This window comes from Streptomyces sp. NPDC047042, assembly GCF_040644035.1.
GTDB lineage: Bacteria > Actinomycetota > Actinomycetes > Streptomycetales > Streptomycetaceae > Streptomyces.
In genome coordinates this window covers 202,234-219,608 of record NZ_JBEYVP010000017.1, presented here as the reverse complement: position 1 = coordinate 219,608, position 17,375 = coordinate 202,234, and the positions used below count along the sequence as shown (strand labels likewise).

Annotated in this window: 15 protein-coding genes and 1 pseudogene; 11 read left to right on the top strand and 5 right to left on the bottom strand. The window is 69.8% G+C overall.

Annotation, left to right across the window (positions count from 1 at the left end):
* Window positions 1-398 precede the first annotated feature (398 nt).
* Complete coding sequence (locus ABZ855_RS21725) at window positions 399-1,028, bottom strand: MerR family transcriptional regulator (RefSeq protein WP_360809144.1); 630 nt, start codon at window positions 1,026-1,028, stop codon at window positions 399-401.
* A 172-nt stretch (window positions 1,029-1,200) separates the two neighbouring features.
* Here ABZ855_RS21725 and ABZ855_RS21720 point away from each other — a divergent pair, with 172 nt between their 5' ends.
* The 4 genes from ABZ855_RS21720 (at window position 1,201) to ABZ855_RS21705 (ending at window position 4,932) form a co-directional block, all read left to right on the top strand.
* On the top strand, window positions 1,201-2,721 hold the full coding sequence (locus ABZ855_RS21720; RefSeq protein WP_360809102.1) for an NAD(P)/FAD-dependent oxidoreductase: 1,521 nt from the start codon (window positions 1,201-1,203) through the stop codon (window positions 2,719-2,721).
* Between the two features lie 50 nt (window positions 2,722-2,771).
* On the top strand, window positions 2,772-3,731 hold the full coding sequence (locus tag ABZ855_RS21715) for an alpha/beta hydrolase (RefSeq protein ID WP_360809142.1): 960 nt from the start codon (window positions 2,772-2,774) through the stop codon (window positions 3,729-3,731).
* Complete coding sequence (locus tag ABZ855_RS21710) at window positions 3,728-4,603, top strand: SDR family oxidoreductase (protein WP_360809100.1); 876 nt, start codon at window positions 3,728-3,730, stop codon at window positions 4,601-4,603. The genes ABZ855_RS21715 and ABZ855_RS21710 overlap by 4 nt, the downstream gene beginning before the upstream one ends.
* 92 nt (window positions 4,604-4,695) lie before the next feature.
* Entirely contained in the window at window positions 4,696-4,932 is a 237-nt protein-coding gene (locus ABZ855_RS21705; protein ID WP_360809098.1) for a hypothetical protein, read from the top strand.
* A 178-nt stretch (window positions 4,933-5,110) separates the two neighbouring features.
* Here the strand turns inward: ABZ855_RS21705 and ABZ855_RS21700 are convergent, their stop codons facing one another.
* Window positions 5,111-8,446 carry a S41 family peptidase gene (locus ABZ855_RS21700; RefSeq protein ID WP_360809096.1) on the bottom strand — a complete coding sequence of 1,112 codons (3,336 nt, stop codon included), beginning with the start codon at window positions 8,444-8,446 and terminating at the stop codon, window positions 5,111-5,113.
* Window positions 8,447-8,671: 225 nt separating this feature from the next.
* Between ABZ855_RS21700 and ABZ855_RS21695 the strand changes: the two genes are divergently transcribed.
* Together ABZ855_RS21695 and ABZ855_RS21690 are read left to right on the top strand one after the other, a co-directional pair.
* Entirely contained in the window at window positions 8,672-9,277 is a 606-nt protein-coding gene (locus tag ABZ855_RS21695; protein WP_360809094.1) for a TetR/AcrR family transcriptional regulator, read from the top strand.
* A 171-nt stretch (window positions 9,278-9,448) separates the two neighbouring features.
* Window positions 9,449-11,704: an MMPL family transporter gene (locus ABZ855_RS21690; RefSeq protein WP_360809092.1), complete on the top strand. Its 2,256-nt coding sequence runs from the start codon at window positions 9,449-9,451 to the stop codon at window positions 11,702-11,704.
* A 101-nt stretch (window positions 11,705-11,805) separates the two neighbouring features.
* Here the strand turns inward: ABZ855_RS21690 and ABZ855_RS21685 are convergent, their stop codons facing one another.
* On the bottom strand, window positions 11,806-12,711 hold the full coding sequence (locus ABZ855_RS21685) for a hypothetical protein (RefSeq protein ID WP_360809091.1): 906 nt from the start codon (window positions 12,709-12,711) through the stop codon (window positions 11,806-11,808).
* A 175-nt stretch (window positions 12,712-12,886) separates the two neighbouring features.
* Here ABZ855_RS21685 and ABZ855_RS21680 point away from each other — a divergent pair, with 175 nt between their 5' ends.
* From ABZ855_RS21680 to ABZ855_RS21660, 5 genes are all read left to right on the top strand, one after another.
* Window positions 12,887-13,732 carry a helix-turn-helix transcriptional regulator gene (locus ABZ855_RS21680; RefSeq protein WP_360809089.1) on the top strand — a complete coding sequence of 282 codons (846 nt, stop codon included), beginning with the start codon at window positions 12,887-12,889 and terminating at the stop codon, window positions 13,730-13,732.
* Entirely contained in the window at window positions 13,729-13,920 is a 192-nt protein-coding gene (locus ABZ855_RS21675; RefSeq protein ID WP_360809087.1) for a DUF397 domain-containing protein, read from the top strand. Before ABZ855_RS21680 ends, ABZ855_RS21675 begins: the two co-directional genes overlap by 4 nt.
* Window positions 13,921-13,930: 10 nt before the next feature.
* Window positions 13,931-14,416: a YbaK/EbsC family protein gene (locus ABZ855_RS21670; protein WP_360809085.1), complete on the top strand. Its 486-nt coding sequence runs from the start codon at window positions 13,931-13,933 to the stop codon at window positions 14,414-14,416.
* A complete protein-coding gene (locus ABZ855_RS21665; RefSeq protein ID WP_360809083.1) occupies window positions 14,413-15,264 on the top strand; it encodes a DMT family transporter in 852 nt (283 codons plus the stop codon). The genes ABZ855_RS21670 and ABZ855_RS21665 overlap by 4 nt, the downstream gene beginning before the upstream one ends.
* A 153-nt stretch (window positions 15,265-15,417) precedes the next feature.
* Complete coding sequence (locus tag ABZ855_RS21660) at window positions 15,418-15,693, top strand: hypothetical protein (RefSeq protein WP_360809082.1); 276 nt, start codon at window positions 15,418-15,420, stop codon at window positions 15,691-15,693.
* Between the two features lie 11 nt (window positions 15,694-15,704).
* Here ABZ855_RS21660 and ABZ855_RS21655 read toward each other — a convergent pair.
* Together ABZ855_RS21655 and ABZ855_RS21650 are read right to left on the bottom strand one after the other, a co-directional pair.
* Window positions 15,705-15,785 (bottom strand): annotated as a pseudogene (locus ABZ855_RS21655) (RidA family protein); the annotation flags it as partial.
* Window positions 15,786-15,805: 20 nt separating this feature from the next.
* A complete protein-coding gene (locus tag ABZ855_RS21650) occupies window positions 15,806-17,299 on the bottom strand; it encodes a metallophosphoesterase family protein (protein ID WP_360809140.1) in 1,494 nt (497 codons plus the stop codon).
* Window positions 17,300-17,375 lie beyond the last annotated feature (76 nt).

The window sequence follows — 17,375 nt, the reverse complement described above, 5'->3', positions numbered from 1 at the left end:
CGCGGCAAATACAGGCAGCGCAATTCTGCGCACGAGTTCCCCCCGTGTGGAAATGGTGTGAGTTTCGAATGAACGCTGTGGACAGTAGGTCACCGCGGATCGCTTTAACAACCCTCAGAAGCGGAACCCGGGAACCCATTTACCGCCGGTAATGAAGACCCCGCCGAGTGCTCACACACATATGAGTACGCGTACTCATGCGGGACCTGGATGACCTGTTGGAGGATGCGCGGAGGACGTCAGGAGCCCTGTGGTGGCTGGACTGCGGGCGGGGTTGCGGTCCGGGTCGCGTGCGGTCCGGAGCATGTGCGGCCGAATGGGGAAAAGGCAGGTGACCCTGAATTGGTTTTCCGGGTTTGGGAGCTTGATTTCCCTGGCTGTTCACACCGGAAAAGGCATCAGCTTTCCCTGCGCATACGGCGCATCCGGCGGTCCAGTGCCAGCGACAGTTCCGCCTCCACCACCCGTTGGGTCAGCGGGCGCAGACGGGCCGGGTCCGCTTCCGGGGCGTGGGTGAGGAGCACGTCCGTGAAGATCTCGGCGAGGGCGTCCGCGTGGTCGCGTACCCGCTTGCCCGCCGCCAGGACGGCCGAGAGCGGGATGCCCTCCTGGACCAGCGCCGACGACGCGTCCAGGAGACTGCGGCTGATGTGGACGATCTGGTCGCCGTCGGTGCCCAGATAGCCGAGTTCCAGGGAGGCCGCGAAGTTCTCCGGGGTGGCCTCGGGGCCGAAGCGGTCGGCGAGGTCCTCGGGGGTGAGGCGCACCGGGGTCTCCTCGGTGGGGGCGCCCAGGCCCAGCAGGTCGGCGACATCGCGGCCGTGGTCGAACGCCTCGGCGAGTTCCGCGATGCCGTTGAGGGTGTGCCCGCGTTCCAGCAGCGCCGAGATCGTGCGCAGCCGGGCCAGGTGGTGGTCGTCGTACCAGGCGATGCGGCCCTCGCGGCGGGGCGGCGGGATCAGTCTGCGTTCGCGGTAGAAGCGCAGGGTGCGGACGGTGATGCCGGCCAGCTCGGCCAGCTCCTCCATCCGGTACTCACGCTGTTCGGCGTTCTCAGCTGCGTCTGCCACGTCGGAACCTTAAGGCGTACCGGCGGTAACTTTCCCTCTTCCGGACCCTACCCATCAGTACGGACCTCCTCTACTCTCCCCATTGCGCCAGTGTTCGCTGGCGCGGTCGTGGGTGAGGCGGAGGCAGGGCATGGCCGAACACGAACATGTGCGGGTGGCGGTGATCGGGTCCGGGTTCGGGGGGGTCGGGGCGGCCGTGCGGCTGCGCCGCGAAGGGGTCACCGACTTCGTCGTGCTGGAACGGGCCGGCAGCGTCGGCGGGACCTGGCGCGACAACAGCTATCCGGGCTGTGCCTGTGACGTGCCCTCCCATCTGTACTCGTTCTCCTTCGCGCCCAATCCCGACTGGCCGCGCGCCTTCTCCGGGCAGGAACACATCCGCGCCTACCTGGAGCACGTCACCGACACCTTCGGGCTGCGGCCCCATCTCCGCCTCAACTCCGAGGTGAAGACGATGACTTGGGACGGTGATCGGCTGGCATGGGTCATCGAGACCAGCAGCGGGACCCTGCTCGCCGATCTCGTCGTCTCCGCCACCGGGCCGCTCTCCGACCCCAGGATGCCGGACATCCCGGGGCTCGAGACCTTCCCCGGCAAGGTCTTCCACTCCGCCCGCTGGGACCACGACTACGACCTGCGCGGCAAGCGCGTCGCGATGGTCGGGACCGGCGCCTCCGCCATCCAGATCGTCCCCGCCATCCAGCCCGACGTCTCCCACCTCACCCTCTTCCAGCGCACCCCGCCCTGGGTGCTGCCCCGCGTCGACCGGGCCATCGGCGGCGCCGAGCGCGCCGTGCACCGGGCGCTGCCCTTCACCACCCGGTTGCGGCGCGGACTCTCCTGGGGCGTACGGGAGTTGCAGGTCCAGGCGTTCACCCGGTACCCGGGGGAGCTGAGGGTGGTGGAGGCGCTGGCCAGGAGCGCCATGCACCGCGCGGTCAAGGATCCTGCCCTGCGCGCCAAACTCACCCCCGACTACCGCATCGGCTGCAAGCGCATCCTGCTGTCGAGCGAGTACTACCCGGCGCTCACCCGGCCCAATGTGGATGTGGTGGCGAGCGGGTTGAGCGAGGTGCGTGGATCCACCGTCGTCGGGGCCGACGGGAGCACGGCCGAGGTCGACGCCATCGTCCTCGGTACGGGGTTCCACGTCACCGACATGCCCATCGCGGACCGGGTCGTCGGTGCGGACGGGCGTACGCTCGCCGAGGCCTGGGCGGGGAGCGGGATGCGGGCGCTGCGCGGGGCGTCCGCCGTCGGGTTCCCCAACTGGATGACGATCATCGGGCCCAACACCGGCCTCGGGAACTCCTCCATGATTCTGATGATCGAGTCCCAGCTGAACTATCTCGCCGACTACGTACGGCAGTTGGGCGTCCTGGGTGGGCGGGTCGCCCTCGATGCGCGGCCCGCCGCCGTCGACGCCTGGAACGACCGGATCCAGGAGCGGATGCGGCGCACGGTGTGGAACACGGGCGGATGCAGCAGCTGGTACCTCGACGCGAACGGGCGCAACACCACCGTCTGGCCCGGTACGACGTCCGAGTTCCGGCGGGCGACCCGGCGCGTGGACCTCACCGAGTACCAGGTCCTGCGGGCGGCCCCCGCGAGCCAGGGTGACGCCAACTCGCCCGTGGAGGTGGGTGCGTGAGCCGGATCACGAGGTCGACACGGCCGACACGGTCGACGCGCCCCGCGTCCGTGGCGGACGGCCCGTACACCCCGCCCGTGCCCGTCCGTACGCTCACCGCCGTGTCCGCCGACGGGGCGCGGCTGCATGTCGAGGTGCACGGCGTGGACCACGGATCCGTGGTCGTCCTCTCGCACGGCTGGACCTGCTCCACCGCCTTCTGGGCCGCCCAGATCCGCGAACTCGCCCTCGATCACCGGGTCGTCGCCTACGACCAGCGCGGCCACGGACGCAGCCCGGCGAGCGCGGTCTGCAGTACCGACGCCCTCGCCGACGACCTGGAAGCCGTCCTCGCGGCCACCCTCGCGCCCGGTGAGAAAGCCGTGGTCGTGGGGCACTCCATGGGCGGCATGACCGTGCTGGCCGCGTCCGCGCGGCCGGGGTTCCGGGAGCATACGGCGGCCGTACTGCTGGCCAGTACCGGCAGTTCGCGGCTCGTCGCCGAGTCGCTGGTCGTCCCGATGCGCGCCGGGCGGCTGCGCACCTGGCTCACCCGGCTCGGCCTCAGCTCGCGCGCCCCGCTCGGACCGGTCACGCCGGTCTCCCGGCGCATCCTCAAGTACGCGACGATGGGCGCCGGTTCGACGCCGGAGATGGTCGAGGCGTGCGCCCGGATCGTGCACGCCTGTCCGCGCAAGGTGCGGTACGCGTGGGCGCGGGTGCTGGAGGGTGTTCAACTCGACCGGCAGGTGGGTGAGTTGACCGTACCGGCGGCCGTGGTTGTCGGTACGGCCGATCGGCTCACCCCGCCCGTGCACGCGCGGGCGCTGGCCGCCGCGCTGCCCGACTGCCACGGTGTGACCGAGCTGGCCGGGCTCGGGCACATGACCCCGGTCGAGGCGCCGGGGGAGGTGACCGGGGTGATACGTGAACTGGTCCTGGCCTACGGGCAGTCGGGGACGCGGCGGACCGAGGGCACTCAGGGCACTCAGGGCACTCAGGGTGGCGTACGTATCGAGGAGGGCGCATGAGCAGGGTCCGTCTGGAGGGGCAGGTCGCTGTCGTCACGGGGGCCGCCCGGGGAGTCGGTGAGCTGCTCGCGCGCAAGCTCTCCGCTCGCGGGGCGAAGGTCGCGCTCGTCGGACTGGAGCCCGACGTGCTCAAGGGGGTCGCCGAACGCCTGCACACCGACAGCGCGTACTGGCATGCCGACGTCACCGATCACGAGGCGATGTCCCGGGTGGCCCAGGAGGTCAAGGAACGGTTCGGCAAGGTCGACATCGTCGTGGCCAACGCCGGGGTCGCGAACGGCGGGCCCTTCGCCGACTCCGACCCGGAGTCCTGGCGGCGGGTCATCGAGGTGAACCTCATCGGGTCGGCGGTCACCGCCCGCGCGTTTCTGCCGGTGCTGACCGAGAGCCGGGGGTATCTCCTCCAGATCGCGTCGGCGGCCGCCGTCTTCCCCGCGCCGATGATGAGCGCGTACTGCGCGTCCAAGTCCGGCGTCGAGGCGTACGCGCACTGTCTGCGGGCCGAGGTCGGCTACAAGGGTGTCGGGGTCGGGGTCGCGTATCTGTCGTGGACCGACACCGACATGGTGCGAGGGGCCGATCAGGACGACGTCATGCGGGAGTTGCGGCAGCGGTTGCCGTGGCCGGCCGGCAAGACGTATCCGCTGGGGCCGGCCGTCGACCGGCTCGTGGCCGGGATCGAGCGGCGGTCCAGCCATGTGTACGGGCAGTGGTGGCTGCGCGGGATGCAGGGGGTACGGGGGTATCTGCCGGGGCTGATCGGAACGGTGGGGCAGCGGGAGGTCGCGCGGTTCTCGGGGCGGTTGCAGGGGATGGGGACCGGGTTGGTGGGGGCGGGTGGGGCTGCGGACGAGGTGGCCCGGGGGCGGTGACTGAGCGTTACTGATCGAAATGCGTGCTTTGTCCTGGCGTGCAAATCTGGTCGAGCCCCCATCCCCTCACCCACTTATGGGAGTGAATCCACATGGGCATGAAGGACGAGATGCAGGACAAGGCTCGGCAGGCCAAGGAGAAGATGGAGCAGCAGGCCCGGAAGGGTCAGTCCGGCCGGTCCGGCCAGGAGGGTCGGCCGGGTCAGGAGGGCCAGCAGGGTCGGCGTCGGCCGGGGCAGGAGGAGATGCCGGGGCGGGGGCGGGATGAGGAGACGGAGCGGGCGATGCGGGATGAGGAGGATCGGTTGAACCAGGACTACGAGTCGTAGTTCTGGTTCACCGGTTGGCGCAGGGTGCCCTCTTTGGTGGGGGCGCCCTGCGTTTCGCTTTTCGCGCAGTTCCCCGTGCCCCTTGAGGCGAAGTGCGGGTGCGTGGGGGCTTGTCGCGCAGTTCCCCGCGCCCCTACGTATGTGCCCCTGGCGTTCGTTGAGATGTGGACGGGGGTGTTCATGGGTGGCGGGGTGGGAGTTTGGGGCGGGTTCTGTTTGGGACGTTTTTGTAGTCCGGGGGGGTTGCCGCTGGGCTGGACTTCAGGAGGGTCAGGGCCAGTTTGATGGCTTCGTCTGTTTCCACGTGGCGGCCCTCCGCCCAGTCCAGGGGGGTGCGCAGGACCTCCAGGTCCGGGGCGACTCCCTGGTTCTCGACTGTCCAGCCGTAGGTGTCGAACCACGCCGCGTTCATCGGGACCGTGATCACCGTGCCGTCGCCCAGGCGGTGGCGGCCGGTCATGCCCACCACTCCGCCCCAGGTCCGTTGGCCCACCACCGGGCCCAGTTCGAGGAGTTTGAAGGCGGCCGTGATCATGTCGCCGTCGGAGGACGTCGCCTCGTCGGCCAGAGCGACCACCGGTCCCCGGGGGGCATTTGAGGCGTACGAGACCGGCTGGGCGTTGCGGGTCAGGTCCCAGCCCAGGATCGTGCGCGTCAGCTTCTCCACCACCAGTTCGCTGATGTGGCCGCCCGCGTTGCCGCGTACGTCGACGATGAGGGCGGGCCTCGACACCTCCATGCGCAGGTCGCGGTTGAACTGGGCCCAGCCCGAGCCGCCCATGTCGGGGATGTGCAGATAGCCGCACCGCCCGCCGCTCAACTCCCGTACGACTTCCCGGCGTTTGGCCACCCAGTCCTGGTAGCGCAGCGGCCGTTCGTCGATGAGGGGGACCACCGCGACCCGTCTGGCGGGCCCCTCGCCCTCCGCCGGGGTGAACGTCAGCTCCACCGTCGTACCGCCCGCGCCCGCGAGCAGCGGGAACGGTCCCGTCACCGGGTCCACCGGCCGGCCGTCCACATGGGTGAGCAGCGCGCCCTCCCGGATTCCCGAACCGGCCAGCGGGGAGCGGGCCTTGGAGTCGGAGGAGTCGCCGGGGAGGATCCGGTCCAGCATCCAACCGCCCTCCCTGCGGACGAAGTTGGCGCCCAGCAGACCCTGGCGGCGCTGGTAGTGGGGCGGGCCCTCGTTGCGGCGGGCGGCGGTGACGTACGCGTGGGAGGTGCCCAGTTCGCCCAGGACCTCGCGCAGGAGGTCGGCGAACTCGTCGGGGGAGGCGACCCGTTCGACGAGCGGGCGGTACTGCTCGAGCACCGCGTCCCAGTCGATGCCGCACATCTGCGGTTCCCAGAAGTAGGCGCGGATCAGCCGGCCCGCCTCCTCGTAGGACTGGCGCCATTCCGCCGGCGGGTCCACCTCGTGCATGACCCGGCGCAGGTCGATCCAGACGGTCGTGTCACTGTCGCCGGGGTCGGTGGACGGCACCGCGCGCAGTTCGTCCTCGTCGACGACGACCAGCCGTGAGGCGTCGCCGCTGACCGCGAACCAGTCGAGGTGGCCGACGAGTTCGGACTTCTTCGCCTTGGTGATGTTGAAGTGTTCGAGGGTGGGCCGCCCGCTCGTGTCGTCCGGGTTGGCGAACGTCTCGCCCAGCGCGCCCGAGATCGGCCAGCGCAGCCACACCAGCCCGCCGCCCGCGACCGGGTACAGCGCGGAGTACTTGGAGGCGGCGACCGGGAAGGGCGTCACCCGGCTCTCCAGACCCTCGACCTCGACGATCACCGTCCCGTCCGTGCCGCCTTCGCCGCCCTCGTCCTCTGCCGGGTCCAGGCCACCGGCGGCCGGGCGTCCGTCGGGGGACAGGGCGAAGGGGGAGGGGGTGGCGGAGGAGAGGGGGACCAGGTAGGGGCGGCAGCCGAGCGGGAAGGAGAGGTCGCCGGTGTGGACGTCGTACACGGGGTCGAAGCCGCGCCAGGAGAGGAAGGCCAGATAGCGGCCGTCCCTGGTGAAGACCGGGTTCTCGTCCTCGAAGCGGCCGTTGGTCACGTCGACGATCAGGCGGTCCTTTATCCGGGCCATCTTGATCTGGCGGAGCGAGCGGCCGATGCCGGGGTGCGACCAGGTCAGCCAGGCGCCGTCCGGGGAGAAGGCGAGGTCCGTGACCGGCCCGTTGAGGGAGCAGATCAGCTCGGTGACCTCACCGGTCGAGCCCTCCGCCGAGCCCTGCGCCGAATTCTCCGCCGACTCCTCTGCCGACTCCTCCGCCGCGTCGATCAGCAGAAGCCGTCCGTCGTGGGCGGCGATGGCGAGGCGTTCGCCCGCCGGGTCGGACACCAGTTCCTGTACCCGGCCCAGTACGCCGGAGGCGAGCCGCCTCGGCTCCCGTTCCCCGCTGGCCCTCGGCAGGTAGGCGATCTCGATCGCGTCCTCGCCCTCGGCGTCCGTGACGTAGGCGACCTGCCCGCCCGAGCCGAGCATCTCGGGCAGCCGGACCCGTACCCCCGGCGTGTCCGTGATCGTCCGGGCCGGACCGTCGCGGTGGGTCAGCCAGTACAGGCTGCCGCGGACGACGACGGCGCTCGCGCGGCCCGTCTCGTCGACCGAGATGCCGTCGACGTGCTGCGCGGCGGGCACCTGGTACGAACGCCGGCCGGTGCGCGGACCGCCGAGCCGTACGTCGAGGCGGCGGGGGAGGGAGTCGGCGGCGAGGTCGTCGACGATCCACAGGTCGCCCGCGCACTGGTACACGACCCGGGTGCCGTCGCTGGAGGCGTGCCGGGCGTAGAAGGCGTCGTGGTCGGTGTGGCGGCGCAGGCCGGAACCGTCGTACGCGCACGAGTACAGGTTGCCGACGCCCTCGTGGTCGGAGAGGAAGGCGATACGGCCGCCGACGAACATGGGGGAGTGCAGGTGGCCGTCGAGGTCGGGGAGCAGACGCTCGCCGTGCAGCCAGAGGCGGCCGGTCGCGCCGCCCCGGTAGCGCTTCCAGGCGGCCGGTTCGTGCGGCGGGGTGCCCGTGAGGAGGAGGGTCCGGCGTTCGCCCTCGATGTCCGCGACCTGGATGTCGGAGACCGGGCCCCAGGGGAGCCGGCCGCCGGGGCCGCCGCCCGCCGGGACGCTGTAGGCCCAGGTGAAGTAGGAGAAGGGCTGGCCGTGGGAGGCGACGGCGAGGATGTCACCGTCCGGGGTCCAGCCGCAGACCTGGGTGTCGGCGCTGCCCCAGTGGGTGAGCCGCCGCGCCTGGCCGCCGTCCACCGGCACCCGGTGGATCTCGGGCACCAGGCTGCGCCAGCTCGTGTACGCGATGTGCGTGCCGTCGGGCGAGAAACGCGGGTGCCCGATCTTCGTACGGTCGACGGTGAGCCGCCAGGCACGGCGGGCGTCACCGGCCGGACTGGGTCCTTTCGCGTTCTCGTCCGCATCCTCGTCCTGGTCGAGGCGGGCGAGCCAGAGATCGTCCTCGGCGACGAAGCACAGCAGGTCTCCGCTGAGGTGGGGCAGGCGCAGATAGCTCACCTCCCCATGCTTTTCCGCAAACGGGGCCCCAGCAACTTCGGACTTCGTGCCGGTCCCGGCAACTCGGGAAAAATCGCGCACATGGGTGTGGCCGGACGCGGTCCGTGAGCGAGGACACGTACGAAACGGTTTCGTTTCTTTGATTCTCGCGGTATCGTCATTGACGGACGGCGTAGCTGTACGAAACCGTGTCGTCCTCTACCGGAGCCGGAAAGGGTGAGACACATGACCGAGGTCGCAACGGCGCGTCGTAGTCGGATCACGCCCGAGCGCGAGGCCGAGTTGTACGCGGCCACGCTCGACCTGCTCCGGGAGGTCGGCTACGAGGCCCTCACCATGGACGCCGTCGCCGCCCGAACGAAGTCCAGCAAGGCCACGCTCTACCGCCAGTGGGGCGGCAAGGCCGAACTGGTCGCCAGGGCGATGAGGCACTTCAAGCCGGGGGGCAACGCCCTCGGCGAGATCGACACCGGCTCCCTGCGCGGCGACTTCCAGGCACTCCTCCTCCGGGACGACGACTGCACCATGCAGCAGAACTCCGCGCTGATGCGGGCTCTGGGTGTGGCGGCGCACGCCAACCCGGACCTCCTCCAGGCGTTGCGGGAACTGCTGATCGAACCGGAGTTGGCGGAGTTCAACAAGGTGCTCCAGCGTGGCATCGACCGCGGTGAGATCAGCGCGGACAATCCGGCTCTCGCCTATGTGATGCACATGATGGTCGGCGGGTTCATCGCTCGCACGCTCATCGACGAACTCCCTCCGACACAGGCCTACTTGCGCTCGTACCTCGATGCCGTGGTGCTCCCCGCACTTGGCCTGTCGACCGACTGAACATTCTCGTCCGCCGAGGGCCAGCTCCCCCTGGTGCTCAACACCCCTGTGCGCAAAGCCACTTGTACCTGACGCGACCGCTCTCGTCGTCGGGCTGATCACCCCTGCACCCCAACAGGCCGATCGACCCTGCCCTTGCATGTCCCACGACCTGACCGGGAGTACGCCCTCGTGGCCACATTCCTCTACAAACTCGGCCGGCTCGCCTTCAGGCGACGGCATTTCGTCGCCCTGATATGGGTCGCCCTGCTGACACTCGCGGGCGTCGGCGCGGCCAGCGCGCCCGCCGCGGGCACCACCTCCTTCTCGATCCCGGGTACGGAGGCCCAGAAGGCCTTCGACCTGCTGGAACAGCGTTTTCCCGGCGCCAGCGCCGACGGAGCGACCGGACGCATGGTCTTCAAGGCGCCCGAGGGCCAGAAGATGACGGACGCCGCCAACAGGGCGACCGTCGAGAAGACCGTCAAGCAGCTCGGCGACGGCTCCGAAGTCGTCTCCGTCACCGACCCGTTCACGACGAACGCCGTCAGCAAGGACGGGTCGGTCGCCTACACGTCGGTGAAGTACAAGCTCCCCGGCATGGAACTGGCGGAGTCGACCAAGGACGCGCTCGAGAAGGCCGGCGACGAGGCCCGGGCCACCGGACTGACCGTCGACGTCGGCGGTGACGCCCTGCAGGCCGCGGCCGAGCCGGGCGCGATCGGCGAGATCGTCGGCATCGCCATCGCCGCCGCCGTCCTCGTCGTCACCCTGGGCTCACTGGTCGCGGCCGGACTGCCGCTGCTGACGGCGATCATCGGCGTCGGTATCGCCGGTGCCACCATCGCCGCCCTCGCCAACGCGCTCGACCTCGGCGACACCACCTCCACGCTCGCGCTGATGATCGGGCTCGCGGTCGGTATCGACTACGCGCTGTTCATCGTCTCCCGCTACCGCGGCGAACTCGCCGACGGCCACGACCGCGAGGAGGCGGCCGCCCGTGCCACCGGCACCGCCGGTTCGGCGGTCGTCTTCGCGGGCCTCACGGTCGTGATCGCCCTGGCCGGCCTCGCGGTCGTCAACGTCCCGATGCTGACCAAGATGGGCCTGGCCGCCTCGGGCACGGTCGTGGTCGCCGTCCTCATCGCGCTGACCATGGTCCCGGCGATGCTCGGATACGCGGGCCGCAAGATCCAGCCGGCGGGCCAGAAGAAGAGCAAGAAGAGCAAGAAGAGCAAGAAGAGCGAGGCTGCGGCCGGCGCGGACGGCAACGGCAAGCCGGTCGCCGGGCCCAACATGGGCACCCGCTGGGCGCGCTTCGTCATCCGCCGACCGGTCGCCGTACTGCTGTTCGGTGTCCTCGGTCTGGGGGCCATCGCGCTCCCGGTCACCCAGCTGGAGCTGGGCCTGCCCGACGACGGCTCGCAGCCGACGTCCACGACCCAGCGCAGGGCCTACGACCTGCTCTCGGAAGGCTTCGGCCCCGGCTTCAACGGCCCCCTGATGGTCGTCTACGACGCCAAGGGCAGCGGCACCGCCCCCCAGGCCGGCGTCGACAAGCTGACCGAGCGGATCAAGGGCCTCAAGGACGTCGTCACGGTCGCCCCGGCCGCGTTCAACAAGGCCGGCGACACCGCGACGATCACCGTCATCCCCGACTCCAAGCCGTCCTCGACCCAGACCGAGGACCTGGTCCACGCGATCCGCGCCGAGAGCGCCGACGTCAAGGCCGAGACGGGCGCGACGGTACTGGTCACGGGCACCACCGCGATGAACATCGACTTCTCGCAGAAGCTCAACGACGCCCTGATCCCGTACCTGGGCCTGGTCGTCGGCCTCGCCTTCCTGCTCCTCATCCTGGTCTTCCGCTCCATCCTGGTCCCGCTCAAGGCGGCCCTGGGCTTCCTGCTCAGCGTCCTCGCCGCGCTCGGTGCCGTGGTCGCGGTCTTCCAGTGGGGCTGGCTCGGCGGCCTGCTCGGCGTCGAGGAGACCGGCCCGGTCATGTCGATGGTGCCGATCTTCATGGTCGGCGTGGTCTTCGGTCTCGCCATGGACTACGAGGTGTTCCTCGTGACCCGGATGCGCGAGGCGTACGTCCACGGCGAGTCGCCGACCGACGCCATCGAGACCGGCTTCAAGCACAGCGCCCGGGTCGTGGTCGCCGCCGCGGTCATCATGATGGCCGTCTTCGGCGGGTTCATCAGCTCCAGCGAGTCGATGATCAAGCTGTTCGGCTTCGGCCTGGCCATCGCGGTCTTCTTCGACGCGTTCGTGGTCCGCATGGCGATCGTCCCGGCGGTGCTGGCCCTGCTCGGCAAGCGGGCCTGGTGGCTGCCGAAGTGGCTGGACCGCGCCCTGCCCAACGTGGACGTCGAGGGCGAGGGCCTGCGCACCCTGGACGACGACAACCGCCCGAAGGACGAGGACCGGGAGCTGGTCCGAGTCTGACACCTCCGACACATCTGACAGGCCTGGCGCCTCCGAGCAAGATGAGGAGGGGCACCCCGCTCAGAGCGGGGTGCCCCTCCTGCCCGTTGTCGGCGCTACTTCTACTCGGCCGCCGGATCCTCGGCGAACACCTCGGCGGTGGAGGTGGCGGTGATGGCGCGGTCGATCCATCGGGTGAGGGTGTCGGGAGCCTCGCAGGTGGTGATGCGGTCCCGGTCGGCGTCGGAGAGGTGGATGTCCCGGAGTTCGAGGCGGTGGAGGAGGTAGTGGGCGAGTCCCTCGGCTTTCCCTCTCGCCTCTCCCTCGGCTCGAAGTCCCTCGGCCACCAACGACGTGAAGAATGAAGTGTCGGTCTTCAAGAGTTCGCTCCAGATCTTGAATGCCTCGGTCCTGCCCAGGCCCTGGCTGGTGAATTCCGCGAGGAGCCCCGCTCGTTCCGGGTCGCGGGCCTCCATGGCGCTCAACGCTGCTGCGAGCAACTTAAGTGTGCCATCCGCCGACCGTTCCTCGGCGTGCAGAATGGCGGACAGAACGGCCATGGGGACATCGCGGGTTGCCTCGTCCAGTGATTCGACGGCGGGGATGTCGCGTGGTCCGATCACCAGCGGCTGCAGTGCGAGACCTTGCCACTGCGGTGGGCCGAACCTCACGGGACGGGCCGCCCAGTCGGCGGTCCGCTGGTCCCTGCAGATGACGAGCAGCAGCGGCGGGAGTTTGTACTTCTCCTGAACGAAGGTCATGTAGTACGCCCAGGTGCTGTGCTTGGACGCGTTGGGTTTCCCCTGCGCCTCGACCGCGAGGATGTAGCTGTTGTCCGCTTCGTCGATCCGTAACAGCGTGTCCACCCGTCGCTCCACAGGTTGGGTCTCACTGAGGTCGGTCGGGAGTTCGGTGACGGAGATCGGTGTGCCGAACGCCGGGATGTCGAGCTTGTGGGCGACGCGTGCGAACAGCCCTGGTTCCAGGCGGAAGATCCGGTGCATCGCCTCGTGCGGGGAACTGACCATCGTGGTGACATCTGTCCTCTCGTGACGAACGGTGACGAGCATATGACTCAGGGATATGATTACTCGCGGCCAATCGGGTGATGATCACCCATGTGGGTGACCTCCGCGCTGTCTGTCCCGTCTGTCCTGCCTGTCCGCAGTGCCGTACGGGTACGGGTCGCCGTTGGAGGTGGGTATGAGCGAGGACGTGGACGAGGCGGGTTGGGCGATCGAGCCCGGCGACGAGATGGCGCCGATGATCGAGGTCGTCGGTGGGGTGATCAAGTTCCATCGGGAGGCCGTCGGAATGTCAGTGGCCGACTTCGGGGCGGCCATGCGCTACGGCGAGGACCTGATCCGGAAGGTCGAACGAGGGTCACGGATTCCGAGAGTCGAATTCCTCTACAACGCCGATGAGTTGCTGAACGCCGGGGGAGCGATTCGGGCTCTGCGCAAGTACGTGGAGGCGGCTCAGTATCCGAAGAAGGTGCGGAAGCTCAAGGAACTGGAGGAGCGGGCGGTGGAGATGTTGCTGTACAGCAATCACAACATCCACGGCCTTTTGCAGACCCCGGAGTTCGCGAAGGCCCTGTTCGAGATGACCCAGCCCCCGTTGTCCCGGGAAGTGGTGGAGCGGGAGACGGTCGCCCGCATGGCGCGCAAGTCGGTCTTCGACCGTGAGCCGGTGCCCTCGCTCAACTTCATCCAGGAGCAGGTGACGCTGGAGCGCCCCTACGGTGGGAGGCCGGTGTTGCGCCGACAGCTTGAACACCTGCTGGAGGTAGGGCGGTTGCGGAACGTCACCCTTCAGATCATGCCGACGGACAGTGATGAGCACGCCGGGACGCAGGGCTTGATCGAGGTGCTGAAGTTCGCCGACGGTACGGCGGTTGGGCGCTCCGACGGCGCGTTCAACGGTCGTCCGGTCTCAACTCCCAGGGATCTTCGGATCCTTGAACTGCGCTATGGGATGATTCGGGCACAGGCTCTCCCTCCGAGGGAGTCGCTGGCCTTCATCGAGCAAGCGCTGGGAGCGTTATGAGCACCTCGGAACTGCACTGGTTCAAGAGCAGCTACAGCAGCAGTGGCGAACCCGGTGACTGCGTAGAGGTCGCCACCACCCCCGTCACCATCCACATCCGGGACTCCAAGACTCCCGTCGAGACCCCGCACCTCACCCTCGCGCCCACCACCTGGAATTCGTTCGTGACGCATCTGTCCGGCCGCTAGCGTGCCGGGCATGACCACGTCCTCCCGTTTCGCCGCGGCCCTCGACGAGCTGGGCCTCGACGAACTCCACGCCCGTATCCGCCGGTTCCCCGACGAGACCCGCACCGCAGCCGAGGCCGCCGCCGCGATCGGGTGCGAGCTGAGCCAGATCTGCAAGTCGCTGATCTTCGCCGCCGACGGCGTCCCGGTGCTCGTCCTCATGGACGGCGCCTCCCGCGTCGACGTCGAGCTCGTCCGGCGCGAACTCATGGCCGCGAAGGTCACCCGCGCCAAGGTGGACGTCGTACGGGAGACCACCGGGTACGCCATCGGAGGAGTGCCGCCCTTCGGGCACAAAACCAGAACCCGTGTGCTGGCGGACCGTTCGCTGCTGGAGCACGACGTCGTCTGGGCCGCCGCCGGAACCCCGTACACCGTGTTCCCGATGGAGCCGAAGGAGCTGATCGCCCACGCCGGCGCGACCCTCGTGGACGTACGCGAGTCGGCGGCCTCGTGACACCGGCCGTCACCGCCGCCGTACTGCTCGCCGCCGTCACGCACGCCTGCTGGAACGCGCTCGCGCACCGCATCACCGACAAGCTGGTCGGGTTCACGCTCATCGCGGGCGGCGGGACGGTCATCGGGCTGGTCGCAGTGCCCTTCCTTCCGGTCCCCGCGGCCGGGGCATGGCCGTATCTGGTCGCGTCCGCCCTCATCCACATCGCCTACTACCTGCTGCTCATGCGGTCGTTCAGGCTGGGTGACTTCGGGCAGGCCTATCCGATCGCACGCGGTACCGCGCCCCTCCTCGTCACGGTCCTCGCCGCCGTGTTCGCGCAAGAGGTGCCCGACGGCTGGGCGGCGGCCGGAATCGCCGTGTCCTGTGCGGGACTTACCGGGGTCGCCCTGTGGGGGCTGCGCGGGCGGCGGCCCAACTGGGCGGCGATCGGGGCCGCGTTGGCGACCGGCGGCACCATCGCCGCGTACACCGTCGTCGACGGGCTGGGCGTACGGGCCTCGGGATCCGCGCTCGGCTACATCGCGTGGCTGATGGCCCTGGAGGGCATCGCCGTCCCCGCGTACGCGTGGTACCGGTGGCGGGGCCAATTCCTCGCGACGGTACGGCCGTTCGCGGCCGTCGGCCTGCTCGGCGCGGCCCTGTCCGTGGCGGCGTACGGGCTGGTCCTGTGGGCGCAGACCCGGGCCGAACTCGCCTCGGTCGCCGCGCTGCGGGAGTCGTCGATCATCGTCGGCGCGGCGATAGGCGCCGTCGCCTTCAAGGAGCGCTTCGGAGCGCCGAGGGTCGCCGCAGCCGGGCTGCTCGTCCTCGGGATCGGGCTGATGCTGCACGCCGGGGCTCCGTAGGCGGGCCGGGTCCCGGCCGGTACCGACAGTGTTGGGATCAGGCCGTCCCCGTGTCTGTTTTGAGACGTCACGGTTCGTATGAGTTTCAGTCAAGATGGGTAGTCCCTCGCATCGGTGCTTGCGTTCGCGTCGCTGTGCACTCGGGGGGAACTTGTGGAACTGGTCGTACGGTTTTTGATCGCGGTCATCGGCGGGCTTCTGTGCCTCTTCATGACCTGTCTGGTTGCCGCAAGCGGCTTCCTGTTCGCGGTGGTCTGCATCATGTTCGCGTGCACCGTCGGGGTCCTCGCCGGGGTGCTCGGCGGGAAGGGCGGCCGGGAGTTCGCGATGGACACGGCCCGGACGCCCATCAAGAGCCTGCGGGCCACCGGCCGTGGGGTCGGGGGGATCTGGGAGTTCTGGTCGAAAATGGTCTCCAGCGACGACTGACCGTCCGACCGTCACGGGCGTACGGCCACCGCGTCCACTTCGGACAGCATCCCCGGCAGGGCCGGCGAGGCGAACTGGGCTGTCTTCGCGGGGGTGTTGTCCGAGCCGTCCGTCATGCCCGCGTGTAAGCACGCACCCCGGACAGATCATGGAGCCGCATGCTGTTGCGGTCCGTCACCGAGCGGCCCAGGGCGTGGTGGGGCCAGAGGCCGCCCGCTGTGAGGCGGCTGCGTTCGACCCAGGCTCGGGCCGGGACGCTGCTGTTCTTGTAGTAGTTGAGCGCGTAGCCGCCGGTGTGGACACGCAGGAGGCAGAAGCCGCCCGGGTAGTCCTTGACCGCGCTGACCTCCTGCTGGGTGACGTGCGGGGCGCTGGTCAGGACCGTGCGCTTGTTGCGGTGGGTGTGGCCCGCGTGGTGCAGGAAGACGCCGGGGGAGGCCGCGTAGGCGTCGACGATCGAGCGGGCCTGGGCGCGGTCCAGACGCTGGCCCCGGCCCATCGGGAAGACCGAGTCGCGGGTGGTGAGGGGGTGGTGGCCGAAGACGATGGTCGGCTGGTCGCGGTTTCTGCGCAGGTCCGCCTGGAACCAGGCCAGTTGCTCTGCGCTCAGCCCGCCCGCGTCGCCGCCGTTGCCGTTCTTCTCGTAGGTGTCGAGGCCGATCAGACGCAGGCCGCCCAGGTCGTGCGCGAAGTAGCCGCGGCCGTCGGCGCCGCCCAGGAAACCGTCGCGGAAGGACTCGCCGAAGGATTCGCGGAACGAGTCGTCGGGGTGCCTCGGGCGGTCGTGATTGCCCCGTACGACGAAGTAGTCCCGTCCGTGGGTGCCGAAACCGTCCAGGATGCGGCGGGCCTCGGCCAGGTCCCGGGGCGCTCCGGCTGCCGAGATGTCCCCGGCCGCGAGGAGCACGTCCGCGCCGCGCCGGTGGGCCTCCTCGACCATCGCCACGCTCATGATCTCCGGGTACGGGTCCAGGCCGGGCTGCTGGGAGACCCCGCGCAGCATCGGTACGCCGGCCACCCGGCCCGCGGTGGTCTCGCCGAGGTGCAGGTCGTTGCAGAGCGCGATGGAGAGGAGGTGGCGGCCGGGAGGCGGCTCGGGGGTGGTGAAGGAGTAGGGGCCGCCGTGCGAGCCGAGTCCGTGCAGCGAGGTGCCCACCGCGTTGCCGCGCACCAGGTGCAGGGGCGTCGGGGTGGCCGCCCGGCCGCGTGAACGGGCCTGGTAGTAGTACGTCTGGCCCGGTTCCAGGTCCGTCAGTTCGACATGGTGGTGGGCGGTCGGGCGGCCCTCGGACGCCGTGCGATTCAGGCGCGCGGGGTGGGTGCCGTACACGACCTCGCCCTCGGTGACGGCGGGGATCAGATGGCCGAAACCGTCGTCGGTGCCGGGCACGGCCGTGTACCAGGTGATGACGGCGCGGTCCTCGGTGAGCGTGACCAGCTCCAGGTTGAGGGCCGTCACGACGTCGGTACGGGTGATCCGTTCCCGGCGCGCGGCGAGCGCGGACCGGAGCACGGCGGGGGTGAGGAGCGCGCCGGAGCGGACGAGGTCGCGGGGCGCGGGGAACGCCGCGAGGGCGGCGAGCGGGGCGGGGAGACAGCAGCGCATGATCGGTACGTGCCCGTGGTCCGTCAACAGCCGCTGTGGGCGCGGTGGCGGCCGGAGGTACGGGGCACGACAACTC